The organism is Streptomyces sp. 4N509B, from assembly GCF_052245655.1.
In the GTDB taxonomy this organism is placed as follows: domain Bacteria; phylum Actinomycetota; class Actinomycetes; order Streptomycetales; family Streptomycetaceae; genus Streptomyces.
The window spans coordinates 1-16827 of sequence record NZ_JBQQBZ010000058.1; the positions used below are offsets into that span (position 1 = coordinate 1).

Sequence of the window (16827 nt, forward strand, 5' to 3'; positions counted from 1 at the left end):
GTGGGTTTGGTTGTGTGGATTCCCCCCCCCCCCCCCCCCCCCACCGCGCGGGATCAGGCGCCGGTGCCGGTGCCCGAGTCGGGCGCCGCGCCCCGTGGGATCTCGCCGGCCTCGTCGACGACGCCCACCCGCGAGATGGCCAGGGAGTCGTAGACGGTGCCCGCCTCGCCGAACTCGCTCGGCTCGGTGAGGACGGTGCGCAGGCCCAGCAGGCGCGTGGTGTCCTCGTCGAAGAGCCACTCGTGGCGCCAGCCGTCGCGCTCCCGGGCGACGGCCACGCCCTCGCGGCCCAGGGCGTCCTCGGCGTCCGGCAGGAGGATGACGCCGGGGATGTCAGCGGCGGCCCGGTAGAGGGTGGCGGCGGTCTGCGGCGGGAGCGGACCGATCGACAGCAGCGTGCCGATGAGCTCGAACGCGCCCTGGTCCCGGTCGAAGCGGCCCTCGCCGCCCTCCTCGTGCCGGCGCTCGGCCTCGGCGTAGATCTGGTCGAGCAGCACCTCGGGATCGGTGGGCAGGCTCTCCAACAGCCGGTACGTCGGCTGGGAGAGCGAGGGTTCGGCCGGGGCGGGAGTCCACCTGTCGCCGTCGTCCTCGCGCTCCAGGGAGGGCGCGCTGCCGTCGACCGAGGTCCACAGCTCCCCGCGCGTCTCCTCACGCTCGGTGGTGAACGAGGAGCCGTCGCCCACCTGGACGTGGGTGAAGCCGGTGATGGCCGCGTAGGTGTACTGGTCGTCGCGTGGGGGGCCCTGCGGGCTCCGGGCGACGGAACGGGCGGCCTGGTGGAGCAGGTGCGCGGCGGTCGGGGTGGCGGGCTGGCCGATCCCGGGCGTCTCGCCCCCGGCGCCCCCCGGGCCGTTGGCGCCGTCCGTGCCGCCCGTGCCGTCCGTTCCCAGCGAGGTGAGCCCCACCGTGATCGCCAGCGCGCAGGCGGCGGCCGTGGGTGCGAGGATCCACGTCGTCCGTCGACGCGAACGGCTCCTGGCCCCCTCGGGTGGGGTGAGGCGGCGGTACTCGGCTCGCAGGGCGGTCCGCAGGTGCGCCTGCCGCCCGGGGGCCATGCCGGCCTCGCCCGGCGCCGGGTCCGGCAGGAGGGTGAGCAGCCGCGCGACGTCGGCGTCGGCTCGCTCCTCGGACGAGGGCGCGGACGCGGGTGCGGGCGCGGGCTTGGACGAGGGCTCGGGCGTGGACGAGGGCTTGGGTGCGGAGTTCACCTGGTCTGTCCCTTCCGTGTCGGGGCCGCGTGGTCGCGGCTGCTCGATATGTGTCCTTCTGCGGTGAGTGGTTCCGTCCTCGTCGCGACGGTGCGCTCGGCGGCGGGACGGGGCGTGCGGCTCCTGCGCAGCTCGTCCCGCGTCAGCGTCTCCAGCCGGGCGCGCGCCCGGGACAGGCGGGAGCGCACGGTGCCGACCGGCACGCCGAGCGCGGCGGCGGTCTCGGCGTAGCTCAGCCCGGACCACACGCAGAGCGTGAACACCTCCCGCTCCCTGCGGCGAAGCTGGGCCAGCGCCCTCACCGCCGCCGCCAGCTGTTCGCCGTCCGCGAGCCGGCCCACCACCTCGTCGGCGATGTCCGGCACCGCCTCACCCGGCGCGAGCCGCGCCAGCGCGTCCCGGTGCCGACGGGCGGATCTGGCCCGGTTGCGCAGCACGTTGGTCGCGATGCCCAGCAGCCAGGCCCGCACGCTCAGCACCTCGCCGCGCAGCTTCTCCCGCAGTCGCCACGCCTCCAGGAACGTCAGCGACACGACGTCCTCGGCCTGGTGCCGGTCGCCGGTGGAGCGTAGGGCGTGTGCGAACACCACGCGAACGTGGGCGTCGTATATCTCGTCAAAGGCGTCGAGTTCGCCCGTTCTCACCCGTTGGTTCAGCGATGCCTCCATGCCCGGGTGTGTCTGAGCACCCCGTCCGGTTCCCGTGATCCACGTCATAGTCGAGGTACGACGACCAGGAAACCGGACAACGCCGCCGCCCGCCCCGGGCGGGGGCGGGCGGCGGCCTCGCGGCGCGGGGCGCCGTCGTCAGGCGGCGCGGGCGGTGGACGCCGCGGTCACCGGTCGAGGAACGCGAGGAGGTCGGAGGTGAACTTCTCCTTGTCGCCCGGGACCAGGGCGATGCCGTGGCTGCCGCCCTCGTACACCTTCAGCTCCGCGTCCGGGATGATCTCGACGGACTTGCGGGCCGTGGCGTCGATCGGCACGATCTGGTCGTCGTCGCCGTGGACGATCAGGGTCGGGATGTCGAACGCCCTCAGGTCCTCGTGGAAGTCCGTCGCGGAGAACGCGTCGACGCAGGCCACGCCCGCCTGAATGTTCTCGGCCATCGCCATGTACCAGAACGCGTCCAGGTTGCCCTGGGTGGCCCTGCTGTGGCGGCGGTCGGCGGAGAAGAAGCTCGGTGCCGTGTCCCGCCAGAACTGCGAGCGCTCGGAGAGGATGCCGGCCTTGATGTCGTCGAACACCTTCTGCGGCACGCCCTCGGGGTTCTCCGGGGTCCGCAGCATCAGCGGCGGGATGGCGGAGAGCAGCACCGCGGACCGTACCCGGCGCGTGCCGTGGCGGCCGATGTAGCGGGCGAGTTCGCCTCCGCCCATCGAGTGCGCGACGAGGGTCACGTCCGTCAGGTCGAGGTCGGTGAGGAGGTCGTTGAGGTCGTCGGCGAACGTGTCGAAGTCGTAGCCGTCGTAGACCGGGGAGGAACGGCCGTGGCCGCGCCGGTCGTGGGCGATGCCGCGGAAGCCGGCGTCGGCGACCGCCTTGAGCTGGTCCTGCCAGGCGTCGCCGTTGAGCGGCCAGCCGTGGATGAACACCACCGGGCGACCCCGGCCCCAGTCCTGGTAGAAGATCTCCACGTCGTCGCGTGTGGTGCACGAAGGCATGATCGCCCCCTTGGTCGTTGTGGTGGTTGTGTTCGTTGTGGTTGTCGCCGAGTGCGATCTCGGCACGCACCCGTGCCACTCCTCGACCAGCAGGGCGATCCGTTCCGTCGCCGTACCGACGGAAGCCTCACGCGTACGCCTTCTCCATCGTCGCGCGCCCACCCCGCCCCGCAACTCGGCACGCAGGGACGCCGTCCGTCACCTCCCGTGAACGCCCCCGGGTGGGCGCGAAACCACGCGGAAACCGGCGTGAGGCCGCCCTCCTCCAGTCTCGGCGGCGAACGGTGGCGCGCCGACGAGCGCGACGAGCGAGACGGAAGGGGGCGCACATGGGACGGGCGACGGACCCGCCCGCGCCGGCCGCTGCGGCGGCGATCGAGGTGTCCGGGCTGCGGAAGGCGTACGGGGAGAAGGTCGTGCTCGACGGCGTCGACCTGTCGATTCCCGAGGGGTCGATCTTCGCGCTGCTCGGCCCGAACGGTGCCGGCAAGACGACGACCGTGCGGATCCTGTCGACGCTGGTCAGCGCCGACGAGGGCCGGGCGCGGGTCGCGGGCCACGAGCTCGGGCGCGCGGACGACGCCATCCGCCGGGCCATCGGGGTCACCGGGCAGTTCTCCGCCGTGGACGGGCTGCTCACCGGCGCGGAGAACCTGGTGCTCATGGCGGAGCTGCACCACCTGGGCCGCCGCGCGGGCCGACGGCTCGCCGCCGAGCTGCTGCGCCGCTTCGACCTCACCGAGGCGGGCGGCATGCCGGCGGCGACCTACTCGGGAGGCATGCGCCGCCGCCTCGACCTGGCGATGACGCTGGTCGGCGAGCCGCGGATCATCTTCCTCGACGAGCCGACCACCGGCCTCGACCCGCGCAGCCGGCGCGGCATGTGGGAGATCATCCGCGGCCTGGTGCGCGGCGGCGTGACGGTCTTCCTGACCACGCAGTACCTGGAGGAGGCCGACCAACTCGCCGACCGCGTGGCCGTGCTCGACCACGGTGAGCTCGTCGCCCAGGGCACCCCGGCGGAGCTGAAGCGGCTCGTGCCCGGCGGGCACGTGCTGCTGCGCTTCGCCGACGCGGCGGCGTGGCGGGCGGTGGCCCGCGCGCTGGGGGTGGGGGCGGCCGACGAGGAGACGTTGACGCTCCAGGTGCCGAGCGACGGCAGCGTGCGGACGCTGCGTTCGTTGCTCGACGTGCTCGACGGGGCGAACGCCGACGTGGCGGAGCTGTCGGTGCACACCCCGGACCTCGACGACGTGTTCCTCGCCGTGACGGGCCGGCCACGCGGCGGCGACGGCGCCTGCGGGCGGGAGGACGCCCGATGACGCCCCCGGCCCCGACCCCGGCTCCGGCCCCGACGCCGATGACCCCGGCTCCGGCTCCGGCGACCGAGGTCGCGTTCACGAGGACGACGACGCTGGCGCGGACCCTCCGGGAGTCCGCCACCATGACCCGCAGGAACGTGCGGCGCGCGCTGCGCTACCCGGCGCTGTCCTTCGGCACGGTGATGATGCCGGTCCTCCTCCTGCTGCTGTTCGTGTACGTCTTCGGCGGCAGCATCAGCCACGGACTCCAGGACGGGAGCGGGGGAAGCGGCGGCGGGGGCGGCAGGGAGGCGTACCTGGAGTACCTGGCGCCGGGAATCCTGCTGATGACCGTGGCGTCGGGCTCGATCCAGACCGCCGTGTCCGTGTGCAGCGACATGACCGAGGGCATCGTCGCCCGCTTCCGCACGATGCCGATCTCCCGCTCCTGCCTCCTCGCCGGCCACGTCGTCGGGAGCATGATCCAGACCATGGTCAGCGTCGTGCTCGTGGCCGGCGTGGCGTGGCTGCTGGGCTTCAACGCCTCGGCGGACGCCGTCGAGTGGCTGGCGGCGCTCGGGCTGCTGACGCTGTTGGCGTTCGCCATGACGTGGCTGTCGGTGGGGCTCGGCCTGGCCAGCAGGACGCCCGAGGCCGCGAGCAACAACGTGCTGCCGGTGTCGTTCATGCTGCCGTTCCTCTCCAGCGCGTTCGTGCCGCTGGCGTCGCTGCCGGGCTGGCTGCGGCCGGTCGCGGAGCACCAGCCGTTCACCCCGGTCATCGAGACGCTGCGTGGCCTGCTGACGGGTGGGGGGATCGGCGGCGACGGGGCGCTGGCGGTGGCGTGGTGCGTCGGGATCACGGTGCTCGGCTACGCGTGGGGCCGGTGGCTGTTCAACCGTGGCCCCGTCACCTGACCGAGCGTCACCGGACGGGACGCCACCTCGCGTCAGGACACGACCGTTCCGCCGCAGTCGACCGGGCCCGGGGCGGCGACGGGTCCGAGCAGGGAGCGGGCGGCGGCCCGTAGGCCGTCCCGGTCGAGCGCGGCGTACGCGGCGACCGCCTCCGCGTACGCCGCCGCGTCGGCCTCCTCGGCGGCGCGGCGGGCCCGGTCCGCGGTCATCGTGGGCTGGAAGTCGCGCAGGAAGCAGCAGCGGTCGGCCAGGGCGATCAGCCGGGCGGCCCGCGCGCGGCTGGCCTCCTCCTCGCCGTGGCGGGCCAGTTCCGCCATGGCCAGCGCCAGCAGCACGGCACCGGCGAGCTGGAGGTCGGGCAGCGACGGCGACTGGCCGAAGGACGGGTTGTCCAGCAGCTGCGCCAGCCGGCCGGGGAGCTCGGCCGCCATCTCCTCGACGAGGTCGAGCCTGCCGTGCCGCGCGTGCGCGGTGACCGCGACGGCCTTCAGCGCCAACGCCCAGGGGAGGAGGAACGGCTCCGCCAGCACGGCGCCGTCGCCGGAGGGCGGCGCCGTGGCCTGCCGCCACAGGTGCAGGCCGGTCTCGACCTCGCCCCGCGCGAGCGCGATCTCGGCGCGCGCCGCGAGGTCCGACTCCTGCCCGCCGGCCACGTCCCCGCCGGCCACGTCCCCGCCCGCCGCGCCGCGCGTGGCCCGCGCCAGCCACTCCTCCGCCGCCTCGACCTCGCCGAGTTGCAGGCTGGCCAGCACCATGCCCCACCGGATGCCGACGACGTCGCCGTACTCCCCGTGCCGCTCCTGCACCCGCAGCGCCGCCGCCAGGTGCCGGCGCGCCTCCTCGCTCCTGTTGGTCTGGAGGCACAGCTCGCCGATGCGCGCGTGCGACATGGCGTGGAGCCAGGGGAACGCGGCCTCGCCGAACGCCTCGGGCATCCGCCGGGCGGCACGCAGCGCGCCGTCGAGGTCGCCCTCGACGGCCGCGCGGTAGCTCGCGACGCCGCGCGCGACGCCCGCGACCAGCGGCGGCTCGCTGTCGCAGCGGGCGAGCAACGGCGCCGGGTCGCGCCCGAACAGCTCGCGGGCCTCGGAGAGCACCGACGCCAGCGCCCGGCCGGCGGTGTCGGGCGGGGCGGGCGGCAGGCGGCGCAGCGTGGCGAGCCACCGCAGCGTGCCCGGGTCCGACGGGCCCACGCCCATGAGGGTGAGCGACGCGCTCACCGCCGCCGCCGTCCTGGCGGCCTCGACGGCGTCGGGGTCGGTGCGGGGGTCGGGCCGGTGGTGGGAGAGCGGCCAGCGGGTGTCCTCCAGCAGGAACCACATGCGGGTCGCGTTGCTGTCGATGGTCCACAGGCTGCCGAGGACGGCGGTGACCGCCGCGACGACCGAGCCGTCGCCACGGTCCAGCGCCAGCCGCAACGCCCGCAGCAGGTTGTCCTGTTCGGCGCGGACGCGCTGGGCGTGCGGGTAGGGCTCGGCCTGGAAGAGCCGTTCGTGGTGGGCGTGGCCGAAGCGCCGCGCCCAGGCGAGGAGGCGATCGGTGACGGCCTCGTCCTCGCCGTGCTCCACGCGCCGCGCCGCGCCGAACTCCCGCACGGTCTCCAGCATCCAGAAGCGGACGCCGAGGGGGGTCTCGGTCACCTTCACCAGGGAGTGGTCGACGAGCTGCTCCAGCAGCTCCACCGCGTCCGGCTCCTCGCCGCCGCCCCCGCCCAGGAGGGCGTGGGCGGTGTCGGTCGTGAAGCCGCCGGGGAGGACGGACCACGCCCGCAGCGCCGCCCTCCCGCGCGGGTCGAGGAGGTTCCAGCTCCAGTCGACGACCGCCTGGAGCGTGCGGTGCCGCGCGGGCGCGTCCCGCGCGCCGCCGCGCAGCAGCGCGAACCGGTCCCGCAGCCCCTCGGCGATGCCGGCGACCGACATGACCCGCACCCGCGCCGCCGCCAGCTCGACGGCGAGCGGCAGCCCGTCGAGGTGACGGCAGAGCTCGGTGACGGCGCGGTCGGGCAGGTCGACGCCGGGGCGGGCGGCGCGGGCGCGCTGGCGGAACAGCTCGGCGCACGTGGCGACGTCGAGCTCCGGCAGCGGGTGGACCGCCTCGGACGACAGGCCGAGCGGCGCGCGGCTGGTGACGAGCACGCCGAGCTCCGACGCCCTGGTCGCCGCGACCAGCGCCCGCACGAGTTCGGCGGCGCCGGCCAGGACGTGCTCGCAGTTGTCCAGCACCAGCAGGGCGGGGCCGGGGGTGAGGGCGTCGACGATGCCGGAGAGCAGGTCGGGGAGCAGGTCGGGCCCGCGCGGCGACTCGCGGACGCCGAGGGCGGCGGCGACCTCCCCCGCCACGTGCTCGTCGTCGGTGACGCCGGCCAGCGGCACGAGGTGCACGACGTGGTGGGGGGCGCGGCGGGCCACGGCCTGCGCGAGCCGGGTCTTGCCCAGGCCGCCGGGGCCGACGACCGAGGCGACGCGGGAGGCGCGCAGCAGCGCGGCCACGGCGGCGAGGTCGTCGTCGCGGCCGAGGAGGGGGTTCGGCTCGTGCGGCACGCCGTGGCGGACGGGGGGCGGAGCCGGGGCCTCGCCGCGCAGCAGCTCCTGGTGGAGGGCTCTGAGCTCCGGGCCCGGGTCGGTGCCGAGCGCGTCGCGCAGCGCGGCGCGGTAGGACTCGTAGCGGGTGAGCGCGGCGGCGACGCTGATGGCCGACGCCTCGCTGCGGAGCAGCGCGAGCAGCACCTCCTCGTCGTGCACGCGTCGACCGTCGCCGCTCCCGCCGCCGGCCCCGCTGCCTCTCCCGCCGTCGTCGTCGCCCTCCCCCCGGGGGCGCTCGCGCGTGAGGGTGGCCAGCGCCTCGTACGCCTCGGCGTGGCGGCCGAGGCGGGAGAGCGCCAGGCCCCGGGCGCGGCGCAGCGCGCGGTGCGTCGGGGCGCGGGCGGCCCGCAGCGCCGCCAACGGGTCGTCCGGCGCCGCGTCCTCGGGCCCGTCGGCGGGTGTCCGCCCCCGCCAGAGCGCGAGCCCCGCCTCGGCGTGCGCCAGCGCCGCGCCGTGGTCGGCGGCGCGGGCGTCCCGCTCGGCGGCGCGGGCGTGGAGGAGGACGGCGGAGGCGTCGACCTGCTCCGCGGTCAGGCCCAGCCGGTACCCGGTGGGGGTGGAGACGATCAGCTCGTGGCCGAACCGGGCGCGGGCGCGGGAGACGAGGATCTGGAGCGCCTTGGTGGGGTGGCGCGGCGGCGGCTGGCCCTCGGGCCAGAGGCCGGCGACGAGGTGAGCTGCGCTGTGTCCGGTGCTGTGACCGGTGCGGAGGTCGTCGGCGAGGAGCGCGAGGAGCCACCGCAGGCGGCGGCCGGTGATCTCCCGGCCCCGGTGGGCCGCCCCCGACAGGAGGATCAGCTCGCAGGTCACCCCGGCAGACTAGCCCGCTCTGCCGACGGGAACTTGTCCGTTGCTACGTACTTACGTATATTCGTAATCGTGGAGCTGGAAGAGCGGGTCGCCGAGCTGGAACGTCGCGTCGCGGAGCTGGAGGAGCGCGCCTCCGCCGGCGCCTCGGAGGACGGCGGCGACGGCGGAGGGGCCGGGGCACTGCCCGCGGCCGACTTCTGGGCGCTGACCGGGCTGAAGGAGCGGATGGCGGACGCGGGGGTGGCCGACGGCGCGGTGCTGTTCACCGGCGCGGTCCGGCTGCCCACCGGCGAGGCGTACGAGTGGCAGTACGGGCTGGCCACGGAGGCGGTGCTGGACGCGGACTGGTCCGAGGTGGCCGAGTCCTTCGCGGCGCTCGGCCACCCGGTCCGCATGCGGCTGCTGCGGGAGATCCTCGGCGGCCGGCGGGCCGTCGCCGAGCTCGCGGCCCTGGCGGACCTCGGCACGACGGGTCAGATCTACCACCACCTGCGGCAGTTGACGGCCGCGGGCTGGCTGCACACGGCCGGCCGCGGCCGGTACGAGGTGCCGCCGGTGCGCGTCGTCCCGCTGCTGGTGGCCCTGGTCGCGTCGCGCCCCTGACCGACGAGAGGACGTAGGACATGAGTAACGCGAGTGACGTGAGCGGCGTGAGCGGCGTGAAGGGAACGGCGGGACGCGGGCACAGCACGATCAGGACGGTCACGGTCCTCGCCCGCTGCCTGATGGTGACCTTCGTGGTGATGGTCGTGGCGGACCGCTCCACCGAGGTGCCGAGCCTGGCGGAGTTCGGGCCGCTGCTGCTCGGCCTCGCCGCGGTGGTCGTCGCCGGCCGGCTGCGGCGGCGGGGCGAGACGGGAAGCACGCCCGTCGAGGTCGAGCCGCCCGTGACGGGTCGGTGGCAGGCGCTCAACAGCCCGGCCACCCGGGTGCCGAGCCACCACACCCGCGCCTACGGGCAGACGTACGCGATCGACCTCGTGGCGGAGCCGGCCGACGCGGCCGACGGCGTGCGGCCCCCCTTCCGCTGGGCGTGGCCCCTGGTGCGCCGCAGCAGCGCGTACCCGGCGTTCGGCCGGCCGCTGCTGGCCGTCGCCGACGCCACGGTCGTGCGGGTCAGCGACTGGCGACGCGACCACATGAGCCGCACCTCGGGCCCGTCGATGCTGTACCTCTTCCTCGTCGAGGCCCTGGTGCGCGACCTGTCGGGCGCCGGCTGGCTGATCGGCAACCACGTCGTGCTCGACCTCGGCGACGGCACCCACGCCCTCTACGCCCACCTCCAGCGCGGCTCGGCGACCGTCAGGCCGGGGGACCGGGTGAGCGCGGGGCAGCCGATCGCGCGCTGCGGCAACTCGGGCAACTCCACCGAGCCGCACCTGCACTTCCAGCTGATGGACCACCCGAACCCGGACGCCGCCCGCGGCATCCCGTTCAGCTGGCGCGGCATGGCCGTACCGGCCAACGGCCAGCACGTCGACGTGATCCCCGACCCCGTCTCCCCGGTCCCCCCGGTCCCCCAGGTCCCCTAAAGGCTGTCCCGGGCCCGCCCCTCCGTTCGCGCCTCCGCCAGCGTTCCCGCTCCCGCCTCCGACGGCCCGTTCGCCGTGACCGCCCGCGTCCACGTGCCGTCGGCCAGCGCCGTCAGGACGTGACGCTTGATCTCCGCCCGCTGCGGACTGGTCGCCAACGCCATCGGCAGGAAGCCGTCGTGCTCCTCGTGCGGCCGCAGCTCGGCGCGGATGAAGGCGTACTCCTCCGGGTGGCGTTCCACGAGCTGCTGGCTGGCGGTCGCCTTGGCCTCGGCCAACGCGATGACGTGCGGGTTCTGCCGGGCCCGCTCGCGCAGCGTCTGGGTGATCTGCCGCAGGTACCGCTTGTACTCCAGGCGCCGCTGCTGGATGGCGGCGAGGAAGCGCCGGGCGTTGAGCACCCCGATGGCCCGGTCCCTGGGCAGGGAGTAGAACTCGTCGGGGAGGGTGCCGAGGGCGTGGGGCGTCTCGGCCTGGGCGCGCTCCGCGGCCATCTCGCCGAGCTCGCGCAGGGCGTTCTCCCAACGGCCCAGCAGCAGGGGGTGGCGCAGCGCCGTGTTGCGTTCCTCCTGGTCCTTCGCGTCGTTGGCGGCGGCCAGGCGAACGGCGGTGTCGTCGGCGGAGAGCAGCGCGTCGACGTGCGGGTTGCGGGGGGCCACGATCTGGCCGTGGGCGCAGGCGTACTCGATCTGTTCGTGGACGTCGCGGAAGGAGGGCTCGCGGGGCTCGTCGCCCAGGCAGCGGCGGGCGCGTTCCTTCCGTACGAGCTCGGCGTACTCGTCGGGGAACGCGGTGCGCAGCCAGCCCTGGGCGGTGAGGTGGGCGCTGGTGCCGCTCTTGCGCTCCCGGCTGTTGTTGAAGTCGTTGCGGCGCAGTTTCTTGGCCAGCACGCTGGCCTCGTTGCGGCGGAGGCGGACGCGGCGCAGGCGGTGCTCGGTGGCGTCCAGCCGGGGGTCGCCCAGGTACCGCATGCGTTCGGCGGCGACCTGGAGCTCCCCGCAGGCGCATATCAGGGCGTCCTGCCAGTCGAGCCGCCACTCCGCCTTGCGTAACAGGCGGCGGGTGCGCTGCGGTATGTAGCCGTTGGTCGCCTCTGCTATGGCGACAGTCACGAGGTTGTCGAAACTGTCGGTGATCAGCGGGAGGAGCCTGTCCGTGGGTATGTGCTCGACGTCGACCAGCCGCAGCTTCTCCCCCATGCCCAACCCTCTTTCGGCACACTGACGTCCGGCACGGCCGCGCTGGGCGCGCTGCCCCGCCATGCGGAAAGGGAAGCCTACCGAGAACGGGCCACGCCCCGCGGGCGGTCGCCGAGGCCGGTGACGCCAGTGAAGTAGGGAGGCGAGGAGGAAGCCGAGAAGGAGGCGGGGGAGGAGGCGGCGGACGTGAGCCTGCCGCGTCCTCGGACTTCAGGACGCCATGGGGCCACTCCAGTCGGGCGGGACGCCGAGGGCGTCGCACAGCACGACGTACAGCAGGATCGGGTGGGTGTAGGGGACGTTGTCCTCGGGCCAGTGGGTCAGGCACGGACCGCCGCGGGACGCTCCCGGGGTGGCGACCACGCCGCCGACCGCGTAGTGGGCGACCGCCGGCCAGGCGATGCCGACGTCGGTCCCGGCCGGCACGATCCACCACCACCGCTCGGTGTCGGTGAAGACGCAGCCCGAACGGGGCAGGGCGCGACGGACGCGCGCGCCGAGCCACGGGGTCACGCCGACGGCGTCGTACCCGAGGGGGGCGCGCAGGGCGGAGGGGAGCCGCAGACGCTGCCACCGTGGGACGGCCCGGGTGAGGTTCACCCGGGGAGGGGCGGTCAGGGCGTGCCGTGCCCACGCCCGGTGGCCCGCGCCGTGGACGTTGCCCCTGGCTCCCGCCCGGTCGGTGCCGTTGCCGCCGGCGTGTCCGTTGCCGCCGGCGTGTCCGTGTCCGTGTCCGTGACCCCCGCCGGGTCCGCTGCTGTTGCCACCATCTCGCCAGGACATCAGGTGGTCAGCCCGGCCGGCGGGTGGTCGGCGCCGCCGCAGCCCCGTTGCGGCGGCGCCGTGCCGGCGAGCCCGGACGTGACGCGTGGCGAACGCGTACAGCGCGGCCGGCCGGGCTGGCCCGCCCAGCCCGGCCGGCGCGCCACCGGGTGCGGCTCCCCGTTCCTCGTGGTCACTCAGTCCCCCTTCGCGGCGGGGGCGACCCGCGCGGTCGGCACGCCCCGAGCCGGAACGCCCCGCGCGGGAACGCCCCGTGCGGGAACACCCCGGGCGGGAACGCCGTGACGGGCCCGCAGGGCCGGCACGGCCGGCGAGGCCGGCAGGGCCGTGACACCCGACGCGGTCGTCGCACACGCCCCGCCCGCGACGACGAGGGGCAGCCGCGCCCAGACCGACCAGCCGTCGTCGTGGCCGTCGCGTATCCCCCAGGCGGTGCTCACGGCGTCGACCAGGAGCAGCCCACGGCCGTGCTCCTCCTCGGGCAGGCGGTGGTGCGTGGCCCTGGCGTGCCCGGGCCGGTGGCCCGTCACCTCCAGGTACACCTCCTCGCCCGCGCCGCCCCACTCCTTGCGCACCTCCCACACGATGAGCTCGCTGTCGGTGTGCAGCACCGCGTTGGTGAAGAGCTCCGACAGCACCAGGGCGGCCGTCTCGCGGCTCTCGTCGTCGGCGCCCCAGCCCGTCAGCTGACGGCGGGTGAGCCGACGCGCGGCGGCCACCGACTCGCGGCTCGCCGGCAACGCGAACTCCCGCCAGGTGGGCCGGTGGCGGACTCTCGCGCCCGGTTGGGAGGTCTCGGTCCTGGTGGATGCCATGGCGTGTCCAAAGCGGCGGCCAGACGGCGGTCGAGAGACGTCGCCCACGCTCTCGGCCGGGGTGAACCATGTCACAGCGTCACTATGCTTGCTGTCTCGGACAGTTGGCAAGGGTCACTCTGCACAGTGCAGAGTCGCGGGGGGCAGGGTGTCCGGATCACATCGTCGGATGGCAGACTTCGGACATGACAGGAGAGATGCGACGTGAGTGAGGCCCGCTCCGCCCCCACGGTGGGACAGCTGGTGCTGGGCAGGCGTCTGGCGGACCTGCGCGAGCGGTCCGGCATGAAGCGCGAGGAGGCCGCCGCCGTCCTCCACGTCACCGCCGCCACGATCCGTCGCATGGAGACGGCCGAGGTCGCTCTGAAGATCCCGTATCTCCGCTTGCTGCTGGAGGCGTACGGCCTGAGGGGCGCCGAGGCGGACACGTTCGTCCAGCTCGCCAAGGAGGCCAACAAGCCCGGCTGGTGGCACCGCTTCCGCGACATCCTGCCGGACTGGTTCAGCGTCCACGTCAGCCTGGAGAGCTCCGCCCGCGTCATCCGCGCCTACGAACCCCACGTCGTGCCCGGCCTGCTCCAGACCGAGGACTACGCGCGGCACGTGCTGCGCGTCGGCTCCGTGAACCGGACCAGCCCCGAGGACGTCGAGCGGTACGTGGCGCTGCGCATGGAGCGCCAGAACGTTCTCGCGCGGGAGGACGCCCCGCGCCTGTGGGTGCTGGTCGACGAGACCGCGCTGCGTCGCCCCGTCGGGACACCGGAGGTGATGCGGGCGCAGGTCGACCACCTGCTTCAGGCCACGGAGAGGCCCAACGTCACGTTCCAGATCGTCGAGTTCTCGACCGGATATCACCCAGCGAACTACGGACCCTTCGTCCTGTTCCGTTTCGAGCTGCCCGAACTCCCGGACATGGTCTACGTGGAGTACCTCACGGGTGCCGTCTATCTCGACGAGCGCACCGAGGTCGCCTCCCATCTCGAACTCCTGGACCGCATGTCGGCCCAGGCGGCAACAGCTCGACGGACAAGGGAGATCCTCCGGGATCTACGCAAGGAGTTCTGAATTGGACGGCACATCCCAGCCCCACACACCCCACCCCCACCTCCACCCCCACACGGCGCACCAGCAGCCATCCCACACCCACCCCCACGCGTCGCACCCCCACACCCCCCACACCCCCCACGACCGGGTCCACGACCGGGTCCACGAGGCCCAGCCGGCCCACCCGCTCCACCACGCCCAGCACACGCAGCAGGCCCAGCACGCCCAGCACGGCCAGCACCCCCAGCCCGGTCACCAGGCCGAACGCGTCGACGACGTGCGCAACGGCATGACCGCGAGCGATCTCGGCGCCGAGGGCTGGCACCGACCGTGGAGCGGCGGCAACGGCGGCAACTGCGTCGAGGCGCGGAAGCTCCCCGACGGCAGGGTCGCCCTGCGCCAGTCCGCCGACCCCCACGGCCCCGCCCTCATCTACACGCGCGGAGAGATAGCGGCGTTCATACGGGGCGCGAAGGCCGGTCAGGCCGACTTTCTGCTCTCGTGACGCCCGCCCACCCGCTTATCCTGACGGCCCCTCACCCATGCGGAGGACACAGCCGGACATGGCCGACGACATGAGCTGGACGCGACCATCCTCGACGCGCGCGCCGATCGAGGTCGACACCTCCGTTCCCAGCATCGCCCGCGTCTACGACGCCATCCTCGGCGGAAAGGACAACTACCCCGTCGACCAGGAGATCGCGGAGAAGGCCGCCAAGGCGTTCCCCGACGGCGGCGAGGGCGCGCGCACCAACCGGCGGCTGCTGGTCCGCGCCGTGCGGTACCTGGCGCAGCAGGGCATCGACCAGTTCCTCGACATCGGCTCGGGCCTCCCCACCGCCCAGAACACCCACGAGGTCGCCCAGCTGGTCAACCCGAGGACCCGCGTCGTCTACGTCGACAACGACCCGATCGTCCTCGCCCACGGTCGAGCGCTGCTGGAGGACAACGACCACACCGTGGTCGTGACCGCCGACCTGCGCGATCCGGAGGCCCTCCTGGGCCACCCCGAGGTCGTCGCGATGCTGGACCCCGACCGCCCGGTGGGCCTGATCCTCAACGCCGTGATCCACCACCTCCTCGACGACGAGGACCCGGAGGGTCTGGTCGAGACCTACAAGAAGTGGATGTGCCCCGGGAGCTACCTGCTGCTCACCCACTTCTGCTCCTCCACCCCCGAGGCCCGTGGCCTTGAGGCGGTGCTGCGGCAGGCCCTCGGCCGGGGGCAGCTGCGCAGCATGGCCCAGATCGCGGCGTTCTTCGAGGGACTGGAGATGGTCGAGCCGGGCGTCGTGTACCTGCCGTACTGGCACCCGGACGAGCCGGTCGACGGCCCGCTGGACATGGCGGGGCTCCTCGTGGCGGGCGGCGTCGGACGGAAGCCGGCCGACTGATCCCCCGGTAGTCCATCCCCCGACGGCACGACGAACCCCCCACGCCACGCTCGTCCCGGTCGTTTCCGGCCATCCGACGCGTCACTCGGGCGTCACCCGCCCGTCACCGTCACCCCGGCCGTCCGGCCGCTTCCGGCCACCCGCCCGGCCCCCACTTCCAGCCACCGCCTGGTGAGCGCCGCCACCGTCGTCGGCGCCCACCCCGACGGACCACGCACCCCCGCCTCCCCCCACCCCCGTCCCCCTTTCCGCGCGCCGCCGACGCGCCGTGCTCCTCGGTGAGCGGACGATCACAGTCCGTGCGGAACAATGCTCGCGATGAGTGAGGGCACCCCCGCCTGGTACCGACCCATGCTCGCCCGCGACAGCGAGGAGGAGCACCGGGCGGCCACGCCGTTGGAGCTCTTCTTCGACCTGTGCTTCGTCGTCGCCGTCGCCCAGGTCGCCAGCCGCCTCCACCACGAGCTCAGCGCGGGCCACGAGACGGCGGCCGTCGGGAACTACCTCGCCGTCTTCTTCGCCATCTGGTGGGCCTGGATGGGCTTCTCCTGGTTCGCCTCCGCCTACGACGTGGACGACGTGCCCTACCGCCTCGCCACGCTCGTCACCATCACCGGCGCGCTCGTCCTGGCCGCCGGCGTGCCGCGCGCCTTCGCCTCCGACGACTTCCTCGTCGTCGCCCTGGGGTACACGGTCATGCGCGTCGCGCTGATCTCCCTCTGGCTGCGGGCCGCGCGCGGCCACCCGGAACGGCGCTCCACCGCCCGCCGGTACGCCGCCGGCCTCGCCCTCGTCCAGGCGATGTGGCTGCTGTGGCTGCTCCTGCCCCACACCTGGCAGATGCCGGTCTTCCCCCTCGCCGCCCTCCTCGACGTGTCCGTGCCGGCGTGGGCGGAACGCAACGGCGCCACGCCCTGGCACCCCCACCACATCGCGGAGCGGTACGGCCTCTTCACCATGATCGTGCTGGGCGAGTCGGTGCTGGCGGCGACGATCGCGGTGCAGTCCGCCGTCGACGCCGAACACGCCAGCCGCGAGCTCTTCCTCGTCGCCGCGGGCGGGCTGCTCACCGTCTTCGCCATGTGGTGGCTGTACTTCGCGACGCCCGCCGAAGCGTTCCTCTCGGGCACGGGCGTGACGGCCTTCGTGTGGGGCTACGGCCACTACGCCATCTTCGGCTCGGCCGCCGCCGTGGGCGCCGGCATCGCCGTCACCGTCGACCACGTCACGCACCACGCCCACACCTCGGAGACGGCCGCCGCCGCCTCGTTCACCGTGCCGGTCGCGGTCTACCTGCTGGTGCTGTGGCTGCTGCACGTCCGCCCCCACCACATGGGCACCGTCCACGCGACGCTCTTCCCGTTCACCGCGCTGCTGGTCCTGGCGGCCGGCCTCGTCGCGGGGCCGGCGGGCGCGGCGATCGCGGTGGGCCTGCTGATGGCGACCCTCGTCGTCGCGGGCACCCACCTCGCGCCGCGCGCGGCGCGTTCCTAGCTCCTGTGCCCCTGTTCGGGCCCACGCGGTCGGGGCCCCTCAACGTGGGGGGAGGGCCCCCGACCGGGCGTCAACGGGGTTC

General features: G+C 74.4%; 15 protein-coding genes. 8 read left to right on the forward strand and 7 right to left on the reverse strand.

Features of this window, described 5'->3' with window-relative positions; genetic code table 11:
* Positions 1-53: 53 nt before the first annotated feature.
* The 3 genes from ACTWP5_RS30650 to ACTWP5_RS30660 form a co-directional block, all read right to left on the reverse strand.
* The gene (locus tag ACTWP5_RS30650) at positions 54-1211 is read right to left on the reverse strand and encodes a CU044_5270 family protein (protein WP_443224437.1); all 1158 of its coding nucleotides are present in this window, start codon (positions 1209-1211) and stop codon (positions 54-56) included.
* Complete coding sequence (locus ACTWP5_RS30655; RefSeq protein WP_443224438.1) at positions 1208-1879, reverse strand: RNA polymerase sigma factor; 672 nt, start codon at positions 1877-1879, stop codon at positions 1208-1210. The genes ACTWP5_RS30650 and ACTWP5_RS30655 overlap by 4 nt, the downstream gene beginning before the upstream one ends.
* A 167-nt stretch (positions 1880-2046) precedes the next feature.
* Positions 2047-2874 carry an alpha/beta fold hydrolase gene (locus ACTWP5_RS30660; protein WP_443224439.1) on the reverse strand — a complete coding sequence of 276 codons (828 nt, stop codon included), beginning with the start codon at positions 2872-2874 and terminating at the stop codon, positions 2047-2049.
* Between the two features lie 329 nt (positions 2875-3203).
* On the opposite strand from ACTWP5_RS30660, the gene ACTWP5_RS30665 reads away from it, so the two are divergent.
* Both ACTWP5_RS30665 and ACTWP5_RS30670 read left to right on the forward strand, forming a co-directional pair.
* Positions 3204-4196: an ATP-binding cassette domain-containing protein gene (locus tag ACTWP5_RS30665; RefSeq protein WP_443224440.1), complete on the forward strand. Its 993-nt coding sequence runs from the start codon at positions 3204-3206 to the stop codon at positions 4194-4196.
* A 122-nt stretch (positions 4197-4318) separates the two neighbouring features.
* Positions 4319-5092: an ABC transporter permease gene (locus ACTWP5_RS30670; protein WP_443224441.1), complete on the forward strand. Its 774-nt coding sequence runs from the start codon at positions 4319-4321 to the stop codon at positions 5090-5092.
* Between the two features lie 32 nt (positions 5093-5124).
* Here the strand turns inward: ACTWP5_RS30670 and ACTWP5_RS30675 are convergent, their stop codons facing one another.
* A complete protein-coding gene (locus ACTWP5_RS30675; protein WP_443224442.1) occupies positions 5125-8484 on the reverse strand; it encodes an ATP-binding protein in 3360 nt (1119 codons plus the stop codon).
* Positions 8485-8553: 69 nt separating this feature from the next.
* Here ACTWP5_RS30675 and ACTWP5_RS30680 point away from each other — a divergent pair, with 69 nt between their 5' ends.
* Complete coding sequence (locus ACTWP5_RS30680) at positions 8554-9087, forward strand: ArsR/SmtB family transcription factor (RefSeq protein WP_443224443.1); 534 nt, start codon at positions 8554-8556, stop codon at positions 9085-9087.
* A gap of 20 nt (positions 9088-9107) precedes the next feature.
* Positions 9108-10016: a M23 family metallopeptidase gene (locus tag ACTWP5_RS30685; protein WP_443224444.1), complete on the forward strand. Its 909-nt coding sequence runs from the start codon at positions 9108-9110 to the stop codon at positions 10014-10016.
* Here the strand turns inward: ACTWP5_RS30685 and ACTWP5_RS30690 are convergent.
* The 3 genes from ACTWP5_RS30690 to ACTWP5_RS30700 form a co-directional block, all read right to left on the reverse strand.
* Positions 10013-11215 (reverse strand): hypothetical protein, encoded by a 1203-nt coding sequence (locus ACTWP5_RS30690; protein ID WP_443224445.1) that lies wholly within the window; start codon positions 11213-11215, stop codon positions 10013-10015. The two genes, ACTWP5_RS30685 and ACTWP5_RS30690, sit on opposite strands and share 4 nt — an antisense overlap.
* 210 nt (positions 11216-11425) lie before the next feature.
* Positions 11426-11998, reverse strand: a complete 573-nt coding sequence (locus ACTWP5_RS30695; protein ID WP_443224446.1) for a hypothetical protein — start codon at positions 11996-11998, stop codon at positions 11426-11428.
* Positions 11999-12174: 176 nt separating this feature from the next.
* Entirely contained in the window at positions 12175-12813 is a 639-nt protein-coding gene (locus ACTWP5_RS30700; RefSeq protein WP_443224447.1) for an ATP-binding protein, read from the reverse strand.
* A 204-nt stretch (positions 12814-13017) separates the two neighbouring features.
* Here ACTWP5_RS30700 and ACTWP5_RS30705 point away from each other — a divergent pair, with 204 nt between their 5' ends.
* The 4 genes from ACTWP5_RS30705 (at position 13018) to ACTWP5_RS30720 (ending at position 16745) form a co-directional block, all read left to right on the forward strand.
* Positions 13018-13878: a helix-turn-helix domain-containing protein gene (locus ACTWP5_RS30705; RefSeq protein WP_443224448.1), complete on the forward strand. Its 861-nt coding sequence runs from the start codon at positions 13018-13020 to the stop codon at positions 13876-13878.
* A 268-nt stretch (positions 13879-14146) separates the two neighbouring features.
* Positions 14147-14362: a DUF397 domain-containing protein gene (locus ACTWP5_RS30710; protein ID WP_443224465.1), complete on the forward strand. Its 216-nt coding sequence runs from the start codon at positions 14147-14149 to the stop codon at positions 14360-14362.
* Between the two features lie 58 nt (positions 14363-14420).
* Positions 14421-15251, forward strand: coding sequence for an SAM-dependent methyltransferase (locus ACTWP5_RS30715; RefSeq protein WP_443224449.1), 831 nt, complete (start codon positions 14421-14423; stop codon positions 15249-15251).
* A gap of 318 nt (positions 15252-15569) precedes the next feature.
* Positions 15570-16745, forward strand: coding sequence for a low temperature requirement protein A (locus tag ACTWP5_RS30720; protein WP_443224450.1), 1176 nt, complete (start codon positions 15570-15572; stop codon positions 16743-16745).
* Positions 16746-16827: the final 82 nt, after the last annotated feature.